Raw genomic sequence first — 15,509 nt, forward strand, 5'->3', positions numbered from 1 at the left:
GAGGGAGGCGCCACGGGGCGCTTCATCGTCGACCCGATCGCATCGGCATGCGAAGAAAAACCACGCCGTTCAATCACAGCAACGGCAGCGTCAGCCTGATGTGCTCCGCAAATGCCGTGGTCAGATGTGAAGGACGCTCCCGCTCGAACTTCAGGGTAATGCCCACCGCGGGCAACGACGGCAGCGTGGGATCACCATTGAGTATCGTGAGATCCGGAGCGACCGCAGTCTGCGTGATGACGGCAAAGGCCTGCCCCGAGCGGACCAGCGCCGTGAGCCCGGCAAGACTGCTGCTCGCATAGGCGATGCGATAGGCCCTGCCTGCGCGTTGCAGCGCATCGCAGGCCGCCACGTGGTCGAGCGTGTCCGGATCGGAAAGCGCCAGTGGCAATGGATCGAAATGGGCGGAGTCCAGTCCCGGATAGCCTACCCAGACCAGCGGCTCGCGGCGAATGATATCGGCATTCGGCGCGTCTTCCGGCAACGAGATCATGGCAAGGTCCAGCGCATGCATCTCCAGTTGTTCGAGCAGTCGCGGGGTAGGGGCGCACATGACCTCCACCAGCGCATGCGGATGCTGGCTTGAGAACTGACGCAGCAAATGCGGCAGAAAAACGGCCGCATAGTCTTCCGGACAGCCGAAACGGATCGTTCCCGACAAGCCTTTGCCGGACAGATCGGCCATCGCTTCGTCGTGCGCGCGCAGAATCCGTTGGGCGTGGGTCAACAGCCGTTCGCCGGGATTCGTCAGCACTACCCCACGACCTGTGCGCTGGAATAGCGGCTGGTCGACGATTTCTTCGAGGCGCTTCATCTGCTGACTCAGTGCGGACTGGGTCCGGCCAATCCGGTTAGCCGCGCGACTCAGCGCCCGGACTTCGGCTATGACGATAAACGAACGCAGTAAGTCGATTTCGAGTGAAAGGCTCAAGATATTAGGCTCGCTTCTAGCTTCCATAAGAAGTATTCGATTCTATGAAAGCAGAGTGCCCTCTAGACTGCAAGTTATTCCAGCCACCCACCAGGGGAGAAGCGACGTGTCCGGGAACAACGACGCAGTTTTCTGGCGCAACGCCAGGCAGCACCTCATCCGCTACGGCGGCACCTTCGAGCCGATGATCATTGAGCGGGCCCAGGGCAGCTTTGTGTATGACGCGGACGGCCGCGCGATTCTGGATTTCACTTCGGGGCAGATGAGCGCGGTGCTTGGGCACAGCCATCCGGAGATCGTGTCGGTGATCAACGAATACGCCGGCAAGCTCGACCATCTCTTCAGCGGCATGCTTTCGCGACCGGTGGTCGATCTGGCAACCCGGCTGGCCGACATCACGCCTGACGGACTCGACCGGGCGCTGTTGCTCAGCACCGGCGCGGAGTCGAATGAGGCCGCTATTCGCATGGCAAAACTGGTCACCGGCAAATATGAAATCGTCGGCTTTGCGCAGTCGTGGCACGGTATGACGGGCAACGCGGCATCCGCGACCTACAGCGCCGGCCGCAAGGGCGTCGGTCCGGCAGCCGTCGGCTCCTTCGCGATTCCGGCGCCGTTCCTGTACCGTCCGCGCTTCGAGCGCAACGGCGAATACGATTACCTGGCAGAACTGGACTATGCGTTCGATCTGATCGATCGTCAGTCCAGCGGCAATCTCGCCGCGTTCATTGCGGAGCCGATCCTCAGTTCCGGCGGTATCATCGAACTGCCGCCGGGCTATATGGCCGCGCTCAAGCGTAAATGCGAGGAGCGCGGCATGCTGCTGATCCTCGATGAAGCGCAAACAGGCGTGGGCCGCACGGGCACGATGTTCGCCTGCCAACGCGACGGCGTCACACCGGACATTCTTACGCTGTCGAAAACGCTAGGCGCCGGTCTGCCGCTCGCGGCGGTCGTGACCTCCGCGCAGATCGAAGAGCGGGCTCATGAATTGGGTTACCTGTTCTATACGACTCATGTGTCCGATCCGCTGCCTGCCGCTGTCGGTCTGCGGGTGCTGGACGTGGTCGAGCGCGAGGGACTCGTTGCGCGTGCGAACCTGATGGGCGAGCGGCTCAAGCGTGGCTTGCTGGATTTGATGGAGCGCTTCGAGTGCGTCGGCGACATTCGCGGGCGCGGGTTGCTGCTCGGTCTGGAGATCGTCAAGGACCGCCGCACGAAGGAGCCGGCGGACGGGCTTGGCGCGAAGATCACCCGCGAGTGCATGAACCTGGGGCTCAGCATGAACATCGTGCAGTTGCCCGGCATGGGCGGCGTGTTTCGCATCGCCCCGCCGTTGACTGTCCGCGAGGAAGAGATCGACCTGGGGCTGGAGCTACTAGGGCAGGCGATTGAGCGTTCGCTATAACCGCCCCACTATTTGTCGATGAGCGGCGAGCGGCCGGACATTCACGCCGATGGGTCAGCCGGCTGAAACCTTGAACAGTTTCGCGCACATAAAATCGACGAACACTCTGAGTTTCGACGACAACTGCCGGCTCGACGGCCAAAGGATCGAGAACTGTCCTGGGGCGATCGGATGCGCGCCGAGCACCGTCGTCAGCATGCCCGCCGCAATTGCATCGCGAACCAGGAAGTCCGGCATGTAGCCAATGCCAAATCCCGCGATAACCGTCTCGCGTAACGCTTCCATGTTGTTGCAGGTCAGCGCCGTGCGCAGATTCGCAGGCTCACTTCCGTCCGCCAGCAATTCCCACGGCTGCAGCTTGCCGGTTGTGGGAAACCGGTAACGCACGCAGGCGTGCGCTTCCAGGTCGCGCAGCGTGGCCGGCACACCCGCCTGCGCGAGATAGCCCGGCGACGCGCACAGCATGAAGCAGAATGCGCCGAGACGGCGCGACATCAAACTCGAATCGCTCAGCGTGCCGCTGCGGATGACGGCGTCGAAGCCGCCTTCGACGACGTCCACGAGCCGGTCGTTGAAATCCAGATCGAGCTCGACGTCGGGATAGCGACGCGTGAATTCCGGCAGCACCGGCAACAGGAATCGATAGCCGATCGCGGGCAGGCTGACACGCAGCTTGCCGCGTGGTGTTTGCGCGGCCTCCGACAGCATGGCCTCGGCATCGCGCAGATCTTCCAGTATCCGGTGACAGCGATCGTAGAAATGACGGCCTTCGTCGGTGAGCGTGACCTTGCGTGTGGTGCGATGGAAGAGCCGCACGCCGAGCGAGTGTTCCAGCTTCGCAATCGCCTTGCCGACCGCCGACGCCGAGATGCCGAGCTTGTGCCCGGCGGCGACGAAGCTAAGCGCCTCTGCCGTGCGCACAAACGCGACGATTCCGTTGAGGTTGTCCATCCCGCTCTGACATCCGTAAAGCCGATTGAATTAAGGAATTTAACTCCTTTATCACCGGAATTCCACGGTGTTTTTGTTTGATTGAATCCGAATTATCGTTGATCGCTCTGCCGGGAATGCTTGCGCCGACGGCGTCGCGCGGACCGGCTTCCTTTGGGGAGCGTCGATGAGCAACACTTTTTCGTCCGTTTCACTGGGACGGCCAGTCGCCATTCTGACGGCCGTTTGTCTCGCAGCGCTCGCGCTGCCGCTCAGTTTTTCGGCGGGTGCGCTGGCAACGCCCGCGATTGGCCGGGAGCTCGCGGGCGGCCCGGTCGAGATGAACTGGATCACGAACGCGTTCATGCTGAGCTTTGGCAGCCTATTGATGGCGGCGGGCGCACTCGCGGACCGGTTTGGACGCAAGCGTCTATTTGCGATCGGTGTCAGCGGATTCGCGCTGGTCTCGCTGCTGCTCGGCTTTGCGCCGTCGATCCTGGCCGTCGATCTGCTGCGCGCGGTGCAGGGTGTTGCCGCCGCGGCCGCGCTGGCGGGCGGCACTGCGGCTCTTGCCCAGGAGTTCGACGGCCGCGCGCGCACCCGCGCGTTCAGTCTGCTCGGCACGACCTTCGGGCTTGGGCTGGCATTCGGGCCCGTGCTGGCGGGCTTCATGATCGAGCGCTTCGGTTGGCGAGCGATCTTCGCGACGGGCGCCGTGGCGGGCGTACTCTCGCTGCTGTTCGGCGTGCCGCAGATGCGTGAATCGCGCGACCCGGATGCGCGGCGTATCGACTGGGCGGGAATCACTACGTTCACCGGGGCGTTGTCGTGCTTCACGTTCGGCGTGATTCAGTCCTCGGAGAGCGGCTGGTCAAATCCGCTGGTCGTCGGATTTCTGGTCGGCGCGGCATTGCTGGGCACCGCGTTCTGGGTCATCGAAACGCACGTCGCGCGGCCCATGCTTGATCTGTCGTTGTTCCGCTATCCGCGTTTTGTCGGCGTGCAGGTGCTGCCGATCGCGACCTGCTACTGCTACATCGTGCTGCTCGTCGTGCTGCCGCTGCGTTTTGTCGGTGCCGACGGTTACAGCGAAATCGAGGCCGGCTGGCTGATGCTCGCGCTGTCGGCCCCGATGCTGGTCGTGCCGCTCGGTGCCGCAACGCTGACGCGCTGGATGTCAGCCGGCGTCATCTCGGGCATCGGCTTGTTGATCGCCGCGGCCGGCCTGTACTGGCTGACCACGGTGTTGCGCGACGGTGCGAGCCATGCAGCGATCGCGCCCTTGCTCACAATCGGTGTCGGTGCGGGAATGCCGTGGGGATTGATGGACGGCTTGTCGGTGAGCGTCGTGCCGAAGGAGCGCGCCGGCATGGCGACGGGAATTTTCAGTACCACGCGCGTGGCAGGTGAGTGCATTGCACTCGCAACGGTCAGCGCGATTCTGGCAGCGCTCACGCAGGCTCGCGTGCAGTCGATCGTGAGACCCGATACTCGATCCGCCGACGTGTCCGAAGCGGCGGCGCGTCTCGCAGCGGGCGATCTCGCGCGCGCATCGGCGCTTCTTCCGCATGTCGGCCGGGCGGCATTGCAGCACATCTATACCGATGCGTTCGGCCTTTTGCTCGCGGGGCTGACTGTCGTTACGCTGCTGTGCGCGATTGCGGTGTTCGTGATTCTTGGCCGGACTCGCACCGACGACGATTCATCAACGGATCGTGAGCGCTGTGCACGCGTGATGGCGAGTGATCGGGAATCTGTTTGACGTGTCGTTTATTTATTCAATTGGCATCGCCGGCCTGAGTGTGAAGTATGCCGACACTTCGTTCACTTCATTCGGAGGCGAACTTCATAGTCGCTCAGGTGGCGCGAAAGGGTCGAGAGTAGCTGTCTGAGCAGCGAACCGGTCGATGCCCGTACTCCAGCAAAGAGAACGCGGCATAAAAAAAGCCGCAGACGACGCTGCGGCCAACAAACACACACGCCGAACGTTGGGGAACGCTGACGTGTTTCCTGATGCTATCGAAGCGCGCTGCAACTGCAAATCGGGTATTTTGTATGAAGCTTTAGAGCGCCTTGCTGGACAGGCCTGTGGTCGTGATTGCGCCGAGCGGGAGTCGCGAAAAAACCACATAGACCGCGTGTGGCCGCGCAAGCGCTCGGCGGGCGCTTGCGCGCCTCGCGAATCGGACTTCAGTTTGCGCGTACCACGGGCGGCGGCGTCCACGATCCGTCTGTTATTGCAGCCTTCGGCCAGTAGGCGCGAATGTACAGAGAGAACACGTCCTTGGGCGCGGGAACCCAGTTCGATTCCTTGTCCTCACCCGGCGAGTCGCTCTGGAAATACAGCGTGAGTGAACCGTCCGCGTTGTACTTGAGTGATTTGCTCTTGGTGCCGAGCGAGAAGCGGTTCAGCTTGTTCGCTTCAAAAAGGTGTTCCTTGTTGTAGACCGTCAATGACCAGAAGCCGTTGACCGGTGGCGTTTGCCCTTTCGCGAAGGTCACCGTGTACCGATTCGTGCCGTCGAGGCGTTGGCCCGTCGAGTCGAAGTCGGTATAGATATAACGGGTTTCTTGCGGCGCGTTGTCGTACATATTCGACTTCGCCGTTGCGGTGCGGGACAGGTAGTCGGTACCCCAGCGCGCGCCGTTGGGCGGAGACGTCCAGCCATTTCCCACCGGCCGGCCATTGTTCCGGAATTCGAACAGCGGGCTGATCAGATCGGCCTCGGCGGCTACCGCGGTTTCCGTCAATGTGGCCTTGATCTTCGGGTCTTTGGCCGCGGCATCCAGGACGGACTCAATCGTGCGATAGATGGCTTCCTCACCGGGCAGTGGGGGCACCATTTTCATGACCAGCGGGAGTTCGTCGAAGTACTTCTCCGGAATAACCCATTTAACTTCTCCTTTCCCGTCTGTAGCGGGGGGCGGGAAAGACGGGGTCGCCTTCCAGTCTTTGGTCTTCATCTTCCCCGTAAATTCGCTGAGCGGATAAACCATGACCTGGCTTAGTAAAGGCTGAATTGCGGCCTTGTCCTCTGGCGTATCGTCCTGGAAAATGCGCGGGAATATGGCGACCAGGTTAGTCGGCGAGCGGTGTACCGCCACAATTCCAGCCGGAACCTTGCCTTTCCAGTCCGGGCCCACCAGAAGATGCAATCCGGGTTTGGTGCCGTATTGCGTGCCAATTTGACCGAATGAATCCGTGCGTGCGTCCGAAAGCTGATAAGTGTAAAAACGCTTGCCGAAATTCGGCACCTGAATGACAACGGGCGTTTTATCAAGCTCCATGAAACCCGCGCCGTACACCGTGTCCTGGTTGGGACACGTCACGAAGTTTTCGGCCGAGTCGATATAGTCGGTCAGCATGGAAACCTGGTTATGCGGCGAACCGGGAATCACGCCGCCAATCCGGCCTGGTTCCGGCAAGTTCTTGACAGCCAGCGAGCGGTTGTAGTTGTTCACCAGCGTCCAGCCCCACAGATAGGCGAAGCGTCCCACTGTGGCGACGTACTCTTTTGTCATCACCGTGCCCGGTGGCGTGCCCATGATTTCCGATGCGGATTGCGCCGGCACGGCCGGCTGAGCCTGCGCTGCCATGATGAACGTGGTCGAGACCGCGACACCCAGAATAACGTGCTTGAGATTCACGCCTACTCCTCGTCAAGAATGATGGGTTATGCCTGAATACGCCAGCAGAGCATTGGGAAATGCTTGTGGCAACTTACTTTGTGGCAACGTACTTATTGAAGTGAGCAAATTCGCAACAGGCGAAGCAATAGCGATCGATTAAAATCGCGAATGCCAGTGCCCAGCCCGCTTATCACAAGTCAATGAATTATTCAAACCAGAAAAAGCCTGCAGCTTGCCGGAAGCTATTGCGCACGGCTGGTTGACAAAAAGATGACCAGTCTTTGTTATTTGTCAAATATCCGAGTTGCATGTAATTCCCAGGATATCCGCCTTAGCTGCGCTGACACTCTATCAACATTTGCAGGTTCCATGTAAGCTTTGCCGCACCCATTCAGACAGGGCTAATTAAATGATGAACACCATGAAAGCGCCGAAGTGGACTTTTCCCTGGATCGCGGCGGGTTTAATCGGATTAGGCCTTAGCGCCTGCAGCTCGTCCGGTACAAATCCGTCAACTAACGCGAGTGCGACCGCGACCGTTCCTTCCGACGAGCAGATCGTTTCGTCCTGGCATTACCTGTATGGGCGCTATCTGGTGCTGCAACAGGAAAACTACGACATCAATGTCGAGAAGGTTGGCTACAACAAGATCAAGTACAACCCGCTGGGCTCCGCGCAGTTCGTGAATCCGAACCTCGACGTGGCCTATCTGGAAGCCTGGCTTGCAGCTGACAAGGATCACGCAGTTATCCTGAACGTTCCGAAAGTCACGGGGCGCTACTACACAGCCCAGCTGCTCGACGGCTGGGGCGAAGTCATTACCAACATCAATGAGCGCACCTATCCGGATCACCCGTATGGCAAATTTGCCCTGGTGATCAAGGGCACCAATCCGCCGGTGCCGGACGACGCGGTCAAGATCGAATTGCCGTCGGCCAAAGCGAAATTGCTGGCGCGTGTCGAGCTCAAAGGCTCACCGAAGGTTGCCGTGAACTTGCAGCATCGCTTCACTGTCGACGCGTCGCCCGATACCCAGATCGATCCGCCCTTTCCGGTGCCTTCCTTCACGCCGGCAGCGCCCATTGGCGGCGAGATCTTCGATCACGTGAGCGAAGCGCTGGCCACCTATCCGGACGCCATGCCGAAGGCGGCCGAATATCAGGCGGCGGCACTCAATGTCGCCAGGTATGCGAAGAGCAGCGACGCTGCCCGCAAGCGCGTCAACGACGTCGTGAAGGCCAAGGCAATTCCGGCTTTCCTCGCGAACGCCAAGGGTTTCGGCACGCAGAAGGACGGCTGGTCGGTGACTTATGTGGCCGGCAACTTCGGCAATGACTATGTGGCGCGCGATATCGTCAACTACGGTGGTCTGTGGGCCAACGTGATCAGCGAGGCCATCTATTTTGTGGGGCTGAGCGACAGCGACAAGCAACCGCTTGATGGCAGCAAGACCTACGAGATCCGCTTCCCGAAGGGTGAAAAGCCGGACAGTCATGTCAAGGGCTTCTGGTCGGTGACGTTGTACAGCGTGCCGGACTACCGCGTTGTGCCTAACGCGTTGCATCGTTACAACCTGAACAACGTGTCCCATCTGAAGGCGAATGCCGATGGCAGCACGAGCATCTGGCTTGCACCGGTAAAGCCGAAAAACGCGCCTCAAAGCAACTGGTTGCCTACGCCGGAAGGCAAGGGCTTCTCGCTGAACTTCCGTACCTATGTTCCGAAGGACGAGGTTCAGCAGGGTAACTGGTTCCCGGCGCCGATCAAGGCCGTGAATTAACCGTTATCGAAGGTAGCGGCATCGAAGGTTCAGTCTGTCCGGGCTTGCTTCGGGCAGACTGAGCCGGCTACTGTTCAACGCGTCCTGGTTCCCGTAAAGCCCGTGTGTGCCGGCCGCTTCGGCTCCAATCGCAGTAGTTCTGGTCTCACAGCCGGTGTCCCTGGCTGTCTTCATGTTTGGCCGATCGTCAACTAATATCTTTTGCGACCTAATTGCGCCGCAAAAATATATTGGACGTCTTACCGGCCTTCTCGCACTATTCGTCTATTCCCAGCTCCCACCGTGCGCGCTATCGCGAGCCACCGCTTGCGGGCTATCGGCATGCCGTCGCCGTCTTCGACGGTGCGTTGGCCGGGCTGGGCACAATTCTAATTTTGACGACCCCCATATCTGAGGATACAGATGCCTGACTATCGTTCACGAACCTCGACCCATGGCCGCAACATGGCCGGCGCCCGTGCCTTGTGGCGCGCCACTGGCATGAAGGACGGTGACTTCGGCAAACCCATTATTGCGGTGGTGAACTCGTTCACGCAGTTCGTGCCGGGCCATGTGCATCTGCGCGACCTGGGCGCGCTGGTGGCGAGCGAAATCGAAGCGGCCGGCGGCGTGGCGAAAGAGTTCAACACCATCGCGGTGGACGACGGCATCGCCATGGGTCACGGCGGCATGCTGTATTCGCTGCCCTCGCGCGAACTGATCGCCGACTCGGTGGAATACATGGTCAACGCGCACTGCGCCGACGCGATGGTCTGCATCTCCAACTGCGACAAGATCACCCCCGGCATGCTGATGGCCGCGATGCGCCTGAACATCCCGGTCGTTTTTGTTTCCGGCGGTCCGATGGAAGCGGGCAAGGTCAAGTCGCCGACCGATGGCCAGGTGATCGCCAAGATCGACCTGATCGACGCGATGATCAAGGCGGGTGACTCCAGGGTCAGCGACGCGGAAGTGGCGGAAATCGAGCGCAACGCCTGCCCGACGTGCGGCTCCTGCTCGGGCATGTTCACGGCGAACTCGATGAACTGCCTGACCGAGGCAATCGGCCTCGCGCTGCCCGGCAACGGCACGATCGTCGCCACGCACGCCTACCGCAAGAGCCTGTTCGAACAGGCGGGCCGTTTGGTTGTGGATCTGTGCCGCCGCTACTATCAGGAGGAAGACGCATCGGTCCTGCCGCGCAGCATCGCCAACAAGCAGGCATTCGAGAACGCCATGGCGCTCGACGTGGCCATGGGCGGTTCGACCAACACCGTGTTGCATCTGCTGGCAGCCGCGCAGGAAGGCGGTGTCGATTTCACGATGTCCGACATCGATCGCATCTCGCGCAAAGTACCGTGCCTGTGCAAAGTGGCGCCTGCCACCGACAAGTACCATATCGAAGACGTGCATCGTGCGGGCGGCATCCCCGGCATTCTTGGCGAACTGGCGCGCGCGAATCTGCTCGACCTCTCGTGCAGCAACGTGCATAGCGGCACGCTGGGCGACGCGATCGCCAAATGGGACATCGCCGGCGGCGCGGGTGAAGCCGCGCAGAAACTGTTCCGTGCGGCCCCGGGCGGAATTCCGACCACGGTCGCGTTCAGCCAGGAAGCCACGTTTGCATCGCTCGATACTGACCGCAAGACGGGCTGTATCCGCAGCAAGGAAAACGCGTACTCGAAGGACGGCGGCCTCGCCGTGCTGTACGGCAATCTCGCGGAGAAGGGCTGTATCGTCAAGACCGCGGGCGTTGACGAATCGCAATGGGTTTTCTCCGGGCGCGCGCGCGTTTTCGAGAGCCAGGACGACGCTGTCGAAGCCATTCTGGGCGACAAGGTCGTAGCGGGCGACGTGGTCGTGATCCGTTACGAAGGCCCCAAGGGCGGCCCCGGCATGCAGGAAATGCTGTACCCCACGTCGTATCTGAAATCCAAGGGCCTGGGCAAGACCTGCGCATTGTTCACCGACGGCCGTTTCTCGGGTGGTTCGTCGGGGCTCGTGATCGGGCATGCATCGCCGGAAGCAGCCGAAGGCGGCACGATCGGTCTGGTGGAAGAGGGCGATGTGATCGAGATCGACATTCCGAACCGCAAGATGCACCTGGTGGTATCGGACGCGGAACTGGCGCGCCGTCGCGAAGCCATGGAGGCACGCGGCGACAAGGCGTGGCTGCCGGCGAATCGTGAGCGCGTGGTGTCGCAAGCGTTGCAGGCGTATGCCGCGCTGGCGACCTCGGCTGACCGTGGCGCGGTGCGGGACATCTCGCAACTCAAGCGCAAGTAAAGGGCAAGTGAAGGGCAAGTGAGGCGCAAGTGAAGTGAAACGGCCCTGCCGCCGCGAGGCGTCAGGGCCGTTCTATGTCTTCGCGTCGTTGACGGATTGGGGGCGGTGCGTTTGTCGGCGCGCGCATCGCACAACCGTCGATGTTTCTTGCGGGCGCACGGGATCCCTTTGCGAACCGGCTGCGCGGCTTCCTGCGAACAATCAACGCCGCAGGCTAGCCGCCGGCGGATGATGCTCGATCGACGCTCAGGCGAAGAGCTTCAGATGTTCGGCCAGTATGATGCTGCCGATTCCGATTAGCACGACGCCGCCCGCCATCTCCGCGCGTCTGCCCGCAACATGGCCGATGACACGGCCGAGCATGACGCCGATCGTGACCATCGCCATGGTGGCGAGGCCGATCGCGGCGGCTGTCGAATAAATGTTGACGTCGACAAAGGCGAGGCCCGCACCGACCGCCATCGCATCGATGCTGGTGGCGAAGCCCGTCAATGCCAGCAGCCAGAACGAATGGGCCACTGGTTTCTTCTCCTCAACGTCTTGAGCGGCAAAGCCGTTCATGATCATGCGGGCGCCGAGCACGAACAGCAGCGTAAACGCGATCCAGTGATCCCACGCGGAAACGTATTGGGCGGCTGCTTTGCCCAGAAACCATCCGACCAACGGGGTTAGCGCCTCGATGACGCCGAAGATAAGTCCTGTCCTCAGTGCTTCGCGCCAGTGTGGCCGATTGAGCGCGGCGCCTTTGCCGATTGCGGCTGCAAAGGCGTCGGTAGACATGGCGAAAGCGAGGAAGAGCGTGGCGACAGGATTCATGGAAGGAGAGGCTCAAGGTCGGGCGGAAAACCGCGACACACCGCCGCGCCCGACCGGTCGCGTGGTGTGTCGATGGTCTTGCCAACCAAATGGCTACCTGCACCACGGTCTGTGCGACCGAGAATGTTGACGCAGGCGCTTCTGGGTAGAAGCCGGCTACTCCCCAAAGACAGGGGCGAGCATATCACGATAGAAAGGCTTTGGTAATAATCGCCGCAAGCTTTTCGGCATGGCGACTTGCTCATGTACTACACGGCACGATAGAATCGCGCCTGCTCATTGGGGAGTAGCCGCCTCGAACGCGATGTTCGAGGGCGCATGTCAACATACTTGGCGAGTCGCAAGACCCGCTATGGCGTGCGCAGCTAAATGCCTGGCAAGACCGATGACACGCATTCCGACCTAACCGGGTCGCCGGAATGCGCGTCATCGCGTGCTTTCAGCGCGGCCCGGGTACAACAACCCCATGCAATCCTTCCTCGTCTCGACCAGTGTGGTCGGTCTCGCTGAAATCGGCGACAAGACTCAACTGCTGTCCCTGGTACTGGCTGCGCGCTATCGCAAGCCGATCCCCATCGTCCTCGGTGTACTTGCTGCAACGCTCATCAACCATGCGGCATCGGGCGCGCTCGGGGCATGGCTCGCGAGCGTTCTGAGTCCGGGGATTCTGAACTGGGCGGTGGTCGCGTCGTTCGCTGTCATGGCGGTGTGGATTCTCGTTCCGGACAAGCTGGACGACGCCGACGCGGTATTGACGAAGAATTCGATGGGCGTCTTCGGCACAACGGCCGTGACATTCTTTCTGGCCGAAATGGGCGACAAGACTCAAATCGTGACCATCGCGCTCGCTGCGCGCTTTCACGAGTTCTTTGGGGTTGTCGCGGGGACGACGCTGGGCATGATGCTGGCGAATGTGCCGGTCATCTATCTCGGACACAAGTTCGCCGACCGCTTGCCGACGAAGGCCGTTCACATTCTTGCCGCCATTATCTTTGTCGTGCTCGGTGGGCTTGCTTTGAGAACGGCGCTCTATCCGACGGCACATCCGCTGTTCTGATTCGCCTTACGTGCGACCCGGCTTCGATCGGCGCGAGCGTCCGTGCGATTGCGACTGCGCTTGAGTGCCGGGTTGCGTGTCCAGCGTGGCAAGCAGGTGCTGACGTCCCTCGTCGAGAATCTCATCCGCGAGCGCTGGGTCGGTGTCCGCGACAGCACGCGAAAGCAGCAGCGTACCGACCATCTGGCTGAACACAGCGATTGCCTTTCTGCGACTGCCTTCGCTCACGCCCTCTCTCTCTTCGATGACCTTGGCGAACAGTTCGAGGTTCGTCGCGAGCCCTTGCGCGTAAGAGCCGCGTGCTCCGTCGCCGAACCGGCGGGCGTCGCCTACAAAACCCGATAACGGGCACCCGGCTTCGATATTTTCGCGATGCTCGGGGGACAAATACCACTGGATGTTTTGCTTTACCGGGTCGGCGTCAGTCGATCTGGAGCTTGCAAACTGGGCGGCAAAAGCCTCTTCCCCTTCCTCTATCGCCTTTTCCATCACGGCGGCGACCAGGGCGTCTTTTGATTTGAAGTGGTTGTAGAAACCGCCCTGCGTGAAGCCCGCCGCCTTCATCAATTCGGCGAGCCCGACCGCATCGACACCGCGCTCACGAAACAGCTTCTCGGCGGCGGCCACGATCGCGTGCCGGTTTTCAGCCGCCTGTTGTCTGGAAACACCCACTCTCACTCCCTTCGGCCGACCTCGGCCCAATCGCATCCATCGAAAAATACAATGTCGATCACCATTGACATCGCCGAAACGGACGACCACAATCCATCGCAATGACAATGTCACTCACCATTGTCTTGAGTATAGCCTTCTTTGCCGGAACGTCCAGGCCGGTGAGGTGCAAGGGAAGCGACCCAGGCCGAATCCGCGAGCGACCTGCCGATGTTTGGCGAACGGTTCCTTGCCTGAACGCATCAGCCTTACCTGCCGCGACATCAACTTCAACTGCGAATGCAACATCACAGGAAACGATCATGAAACTCACTGGAAATACGATCTTCATCACGGGCGGCGGTTCGGGCATTGGCCGTGGATTGGCCGAGGCGCTCCATAAGCGCGGCAACAAGGTCATTATCAGCGGTCGGCGGCGCGGCCATCTCGACGAGGTGGTAGCGGCGAATCCCGGCATGGCGGCAATCGAACTCGACATTACCGACCCGGCCAGCATCGAGAAGGTAGCGGCGCAACTGATCGCGGACTATCCCGACCTCAACGTGCTGATCAACAACGCCGGGATCATGCTGCCAGACCAGGCGGCCGGTCACATCGACGACGCGCTGCTGGTGTCCACCATCACGACGAACCTCATGGGACCGATCCGCATGACGTCGGCGCTGATCGACCATCTGAAGACCAGAAACGATGCTGTCGTTGCCTATACCAGTTCGGTTCTGGCATTCGTGCCGCTGGCGATGACGGCAGTGTATTCGTCGACCAAGGCGGCACTGCATTCGTACATTCTTTCGCAACGCTTCATGCTGAGGAATACGAAAGTTAAGGTACTTGAAATCGCGCCGCCTTGGGTGCGCACAGACCTGATGAACAGCCGCGAAGCCGAACAGGCAATGCCGCTCGAACCCTTCATCGACGAAACGATCGCTGTGCTCGGAACGGATGTGGATGAGGTTCTGGTTGAAGGTGCGAAGCAGTTCCGTGGGAATCCGGGGCCCGGCGAACATGCATTCGTGAATGGCCTGAATGCGCAGATGGTGGAAGTGTTCGGCGGGTGAAGGGCTGCTTGCCGGATAGGGGACGGGGCGTGACTGCGGTTTCGCTTCTTACCGCTCCTTATCCTTTAGGCCAAATCAAACATTTGGCTTGCAAGGTTGAAGGCAATCCACTTGGCGTGACTTATAATCACCAAGTCGTCGGGATACACCCGACGATCAGGTTTGACAGCCTGTAGTCAGAAACCGCACACCCGCTCAGGCGGGGCGTGCGTCTACCTCTGCACGTCTATATTCCAATGGGCGGGCCTTGGTAGGGGAGCCGCAAGGCTCGCCGGCATGTTTCTGACCCGGTCTGTCAACCCTACTTCGTGCCCGCTCACCCACGTTTCCAGCGAGTGTCGGGCGATCCGAGAAGTAATAGGGAGATCGCGCCATGAGCAAGTCCACTAAAAAACAACCCGCTTCACGTCCACCTGTCGACGCACTCCAGTACGAAAAGCTTGCGCTATCGGCATTCGATTTATGTAACCGGCACCTGGATCAACTGAATACCTTGATTACACTTGCGTCATCGATATGTAGGAATCCTCCCATTACACTTGAGGAAAGACGACGCCGTCAGACACTCCTTGAATTGCTGGTGGATACGTCGGAGCGGTATCAACAGGAACTCCAGTGTGACCGTGAGTTATACCAGGTGATTGCGCTCGATGCAAAGGGCGTGCCGCAAAGCCGCATCACCGCTCGTCATGCGGCGACCCTGCTTGCGGAAGAGGTAATGCAGCGAGGTGGGGAATCGCTTGCGACTGAAAATGCACCATTGGAGGAAAACGGGTCGGCAGAAGATGCCGCGGCGTTGAGCGCTGAGGGCGCGGCAGAACAAGCGGTTGTCGCGGTTAGCTAGGTAAATCGAAAAAATCGGTGAGTGGCGGGTGGCCGTCCTGACCCTTCGGGGATGAGTGTACGGAGATAGTTTCGTCAGTCTCGATGCACTCACCGGCCTGCCGCCGTGCCCGGAGCCT

General features: G+C 60.5%; 12 protein-coding genes and 2 riboswitches. Of the genes, 7 read left to right on the forward strand and 5 right to left on the reverse strand.

The window, feature by feature from the left end; all coding sequences use genetic code 11:
* Window positions 1-73: 73 nt before the first annotated feature.
* A complete protein-coding gene (locus HWX91_RS02830; protein ID WP_028195749.1) occupies window positions 74-958 on the reverse strand; it encodes a LysR substrate-binding domain-containing protein in 885 nt (294 codons plus the stop codon).
* Window positions 959-1,037: 79 nt separating this feature from the next.
* Between HWX91_RS02830 and HWX91_RS02835 the strand changes: the two genes are divergently transcribed.
* A complete protein-coding gene (locus HWX91_RS02835; protein ID WP_028195748.1) occupies window positions 1,038-2,339 on the forward strand; it encodes an aspartate aminotransferase family protein in 1,302 nt (433 codons plus the stop codon).
* A gap of 54 nt (window positions 2,340-2,393) precedes the next feature.
* Here the strand turns inward: HWX91_RS02835 and HWX91_RS02840 are convergent, their stop codons facing one another.
* Window positions 2,394-3,290, reverse strand: a complete 897-nt coding sequence (locus HWX91_RS02840; RefSeq protein ID WP_028195747.1) for a LysR family transcriptional regulator — start codon at window positions 3,288-3,290, stop codon at window positions 2,394-2,396.
* A gap of 166 nt (window positions 3,291-3,456) precedes the next feature.
* Between HWX91_RS02840 and HWX91_RS02845 the strand changes: the two genes are divergently transcribed.
* Entirely contained in the window at window positions 3,457-5,031 is a 1,575-nt protein-coding gene (locus HWX91_RS02845; RefSeq protein WP_042274610.1) for an MFS transporter, read from the forward strand.
* A gap of 428 nt (window positions 5,032-5,459) precedes the next feature.
* Here HWX91_RS02845 and HWX91_RS02850 read toward each other — a convergent pair whose 3' ends face one another.
* Window positions 5,460-6,917 (reverse strand): DUF1254 domain-containing protein, encoded by a 1,458-nt coding sequence (locus HWX91_RS02850; RefSeq protein WP_028195746.1) that lies wholly within the window; start codon window positions 6,915-6,917, stop codon window positions 5,460-5,462.
* Window positions 6,918-7,320: 403 nt separating this feature from the next.
* Here HWX91_RS02850 and HWX91_RS02855 point away from each other — a divergent pair, with 403 nt between their 5' ends.
* On the forward strand, window positions 7,321-8,679 hold the full coding sequence (locus HWX91_RS02855) for a DUF1214 domain-containing protein (RefSeq protein ID WP_081833017.1): 1,359 nt from the start codon (window positions 7,321-7,323) through the stop codon (window positions 8,677-8,679).
* A 402-nt stretch (window positions 8,680-9,081) separates the two neighbouring features.
* Window positions 9,082-10,944, forward strand: a complete 1,863-nt coding sequence (ilvD, locus tag HWX91_RS02860; protein ID WP_028195744.1) for a dihydroxy-acid dehydratase — start codon at window positions 9,082-9,084, stop codon at window positions 10,942-10,944.
* Between the two features lie 246 nt (window positions 10,945-11,190).
* On the opposite strand, the gene mntP is transcribed toward ilvD, so the two are convergent.
* Window positions 11,191-11,760: a manganese efflux pump MntP gene (mntP, locus tag HWX91_RS02865; protein ID WP_028195743.1), complete on the reverse strand. Its 570-nt coding sequence runs from the start codon at window positions 11,758-11,760 to the stop codon at window positions 11,191-11,193.
* 7 nt (window positions 11,761-11,767) lie between these two features.
* Window positions 11,768-11,937: riboswitch (yybP-ykoY riboswitch) on the reverse strand.
* 92 nt (window positions 11,938-12,029) lie between these two features.
* Window positions 12,030-12,212, forward strand: a riboswitch (yybP-ykoY riboswitch).
* A 14-nt stretch (window positions 12,213-12,226) separates the two neighbouring features.
* Here mntP and HWX91_RS02870 point away from each other — a divergent pair.
* Entirely contained in the window at window positions 12,227-12,817 is a 591-nt protein-coding gene (locus tag HWX91_RS02870; RefSeq protein ID WP_028195742.1) for a TMEM165/GDT1 family protein, read from the forward strand.
* Between the two features lie 6 nt (window positions 12,818-12,823).
* Here the strand turns inward: HWX91_RS02870 and HWX91_RS02875 are convergent, their stop codons facing one another.
* Window positions 12,824-13,489: a TetR/AcrR family transcriptional regulator gene (locus HWX91_RS02875; protein WP_028195741.1), complete on the reverse strand. Its 666-nt coding sequence runs from the start codon at window positions 13,487-13,489 to the stop codon at window positions 12,824-12,826.
* A gap of 302 nt (window positions 13,490-13,791) precedes the next feature.
* On the opposite strand from HWX91_RS02875, the gene HWX91_RS02880 reads away from it, so the two are divergent.
* On the forward strand, window positions 13,792-14,547 hold the full coding sequence (locus HWX91_RS02880) for an SDR family oxidoreductase (RefSeq protein WP_028195740.1): 756 nt from the start codon (window positions 13,792-13,794) through the stop codon (window positions 14,545-14,547).
* A 373-nt stretch (window positions 14,548-14,920) separates the two neighbouring features.
* A complete protein-coding gene (locus HWX91_RS02885) occupies window positions 14,921-15,391 on the forward strand; it encodes a hypothetical protein (protein WP_028195739.1) in 471 nt (156 codons plus the stop codon).
* The last annotated feature ends 118 nt before the right edge of the window (window positions 15,392-15,509 follow it).

This window comes from Paraburkholderia fungorum (genome assembly GCF_902833645.1).
GTDB classification, from domain to species: domain Bacteria; phylum Pseudomonadota; class Gammaproteobacteria; order Burkholderiales; family Burkholderiaceae; genus Paraburkholderia; species Paraburkholderia fungorum.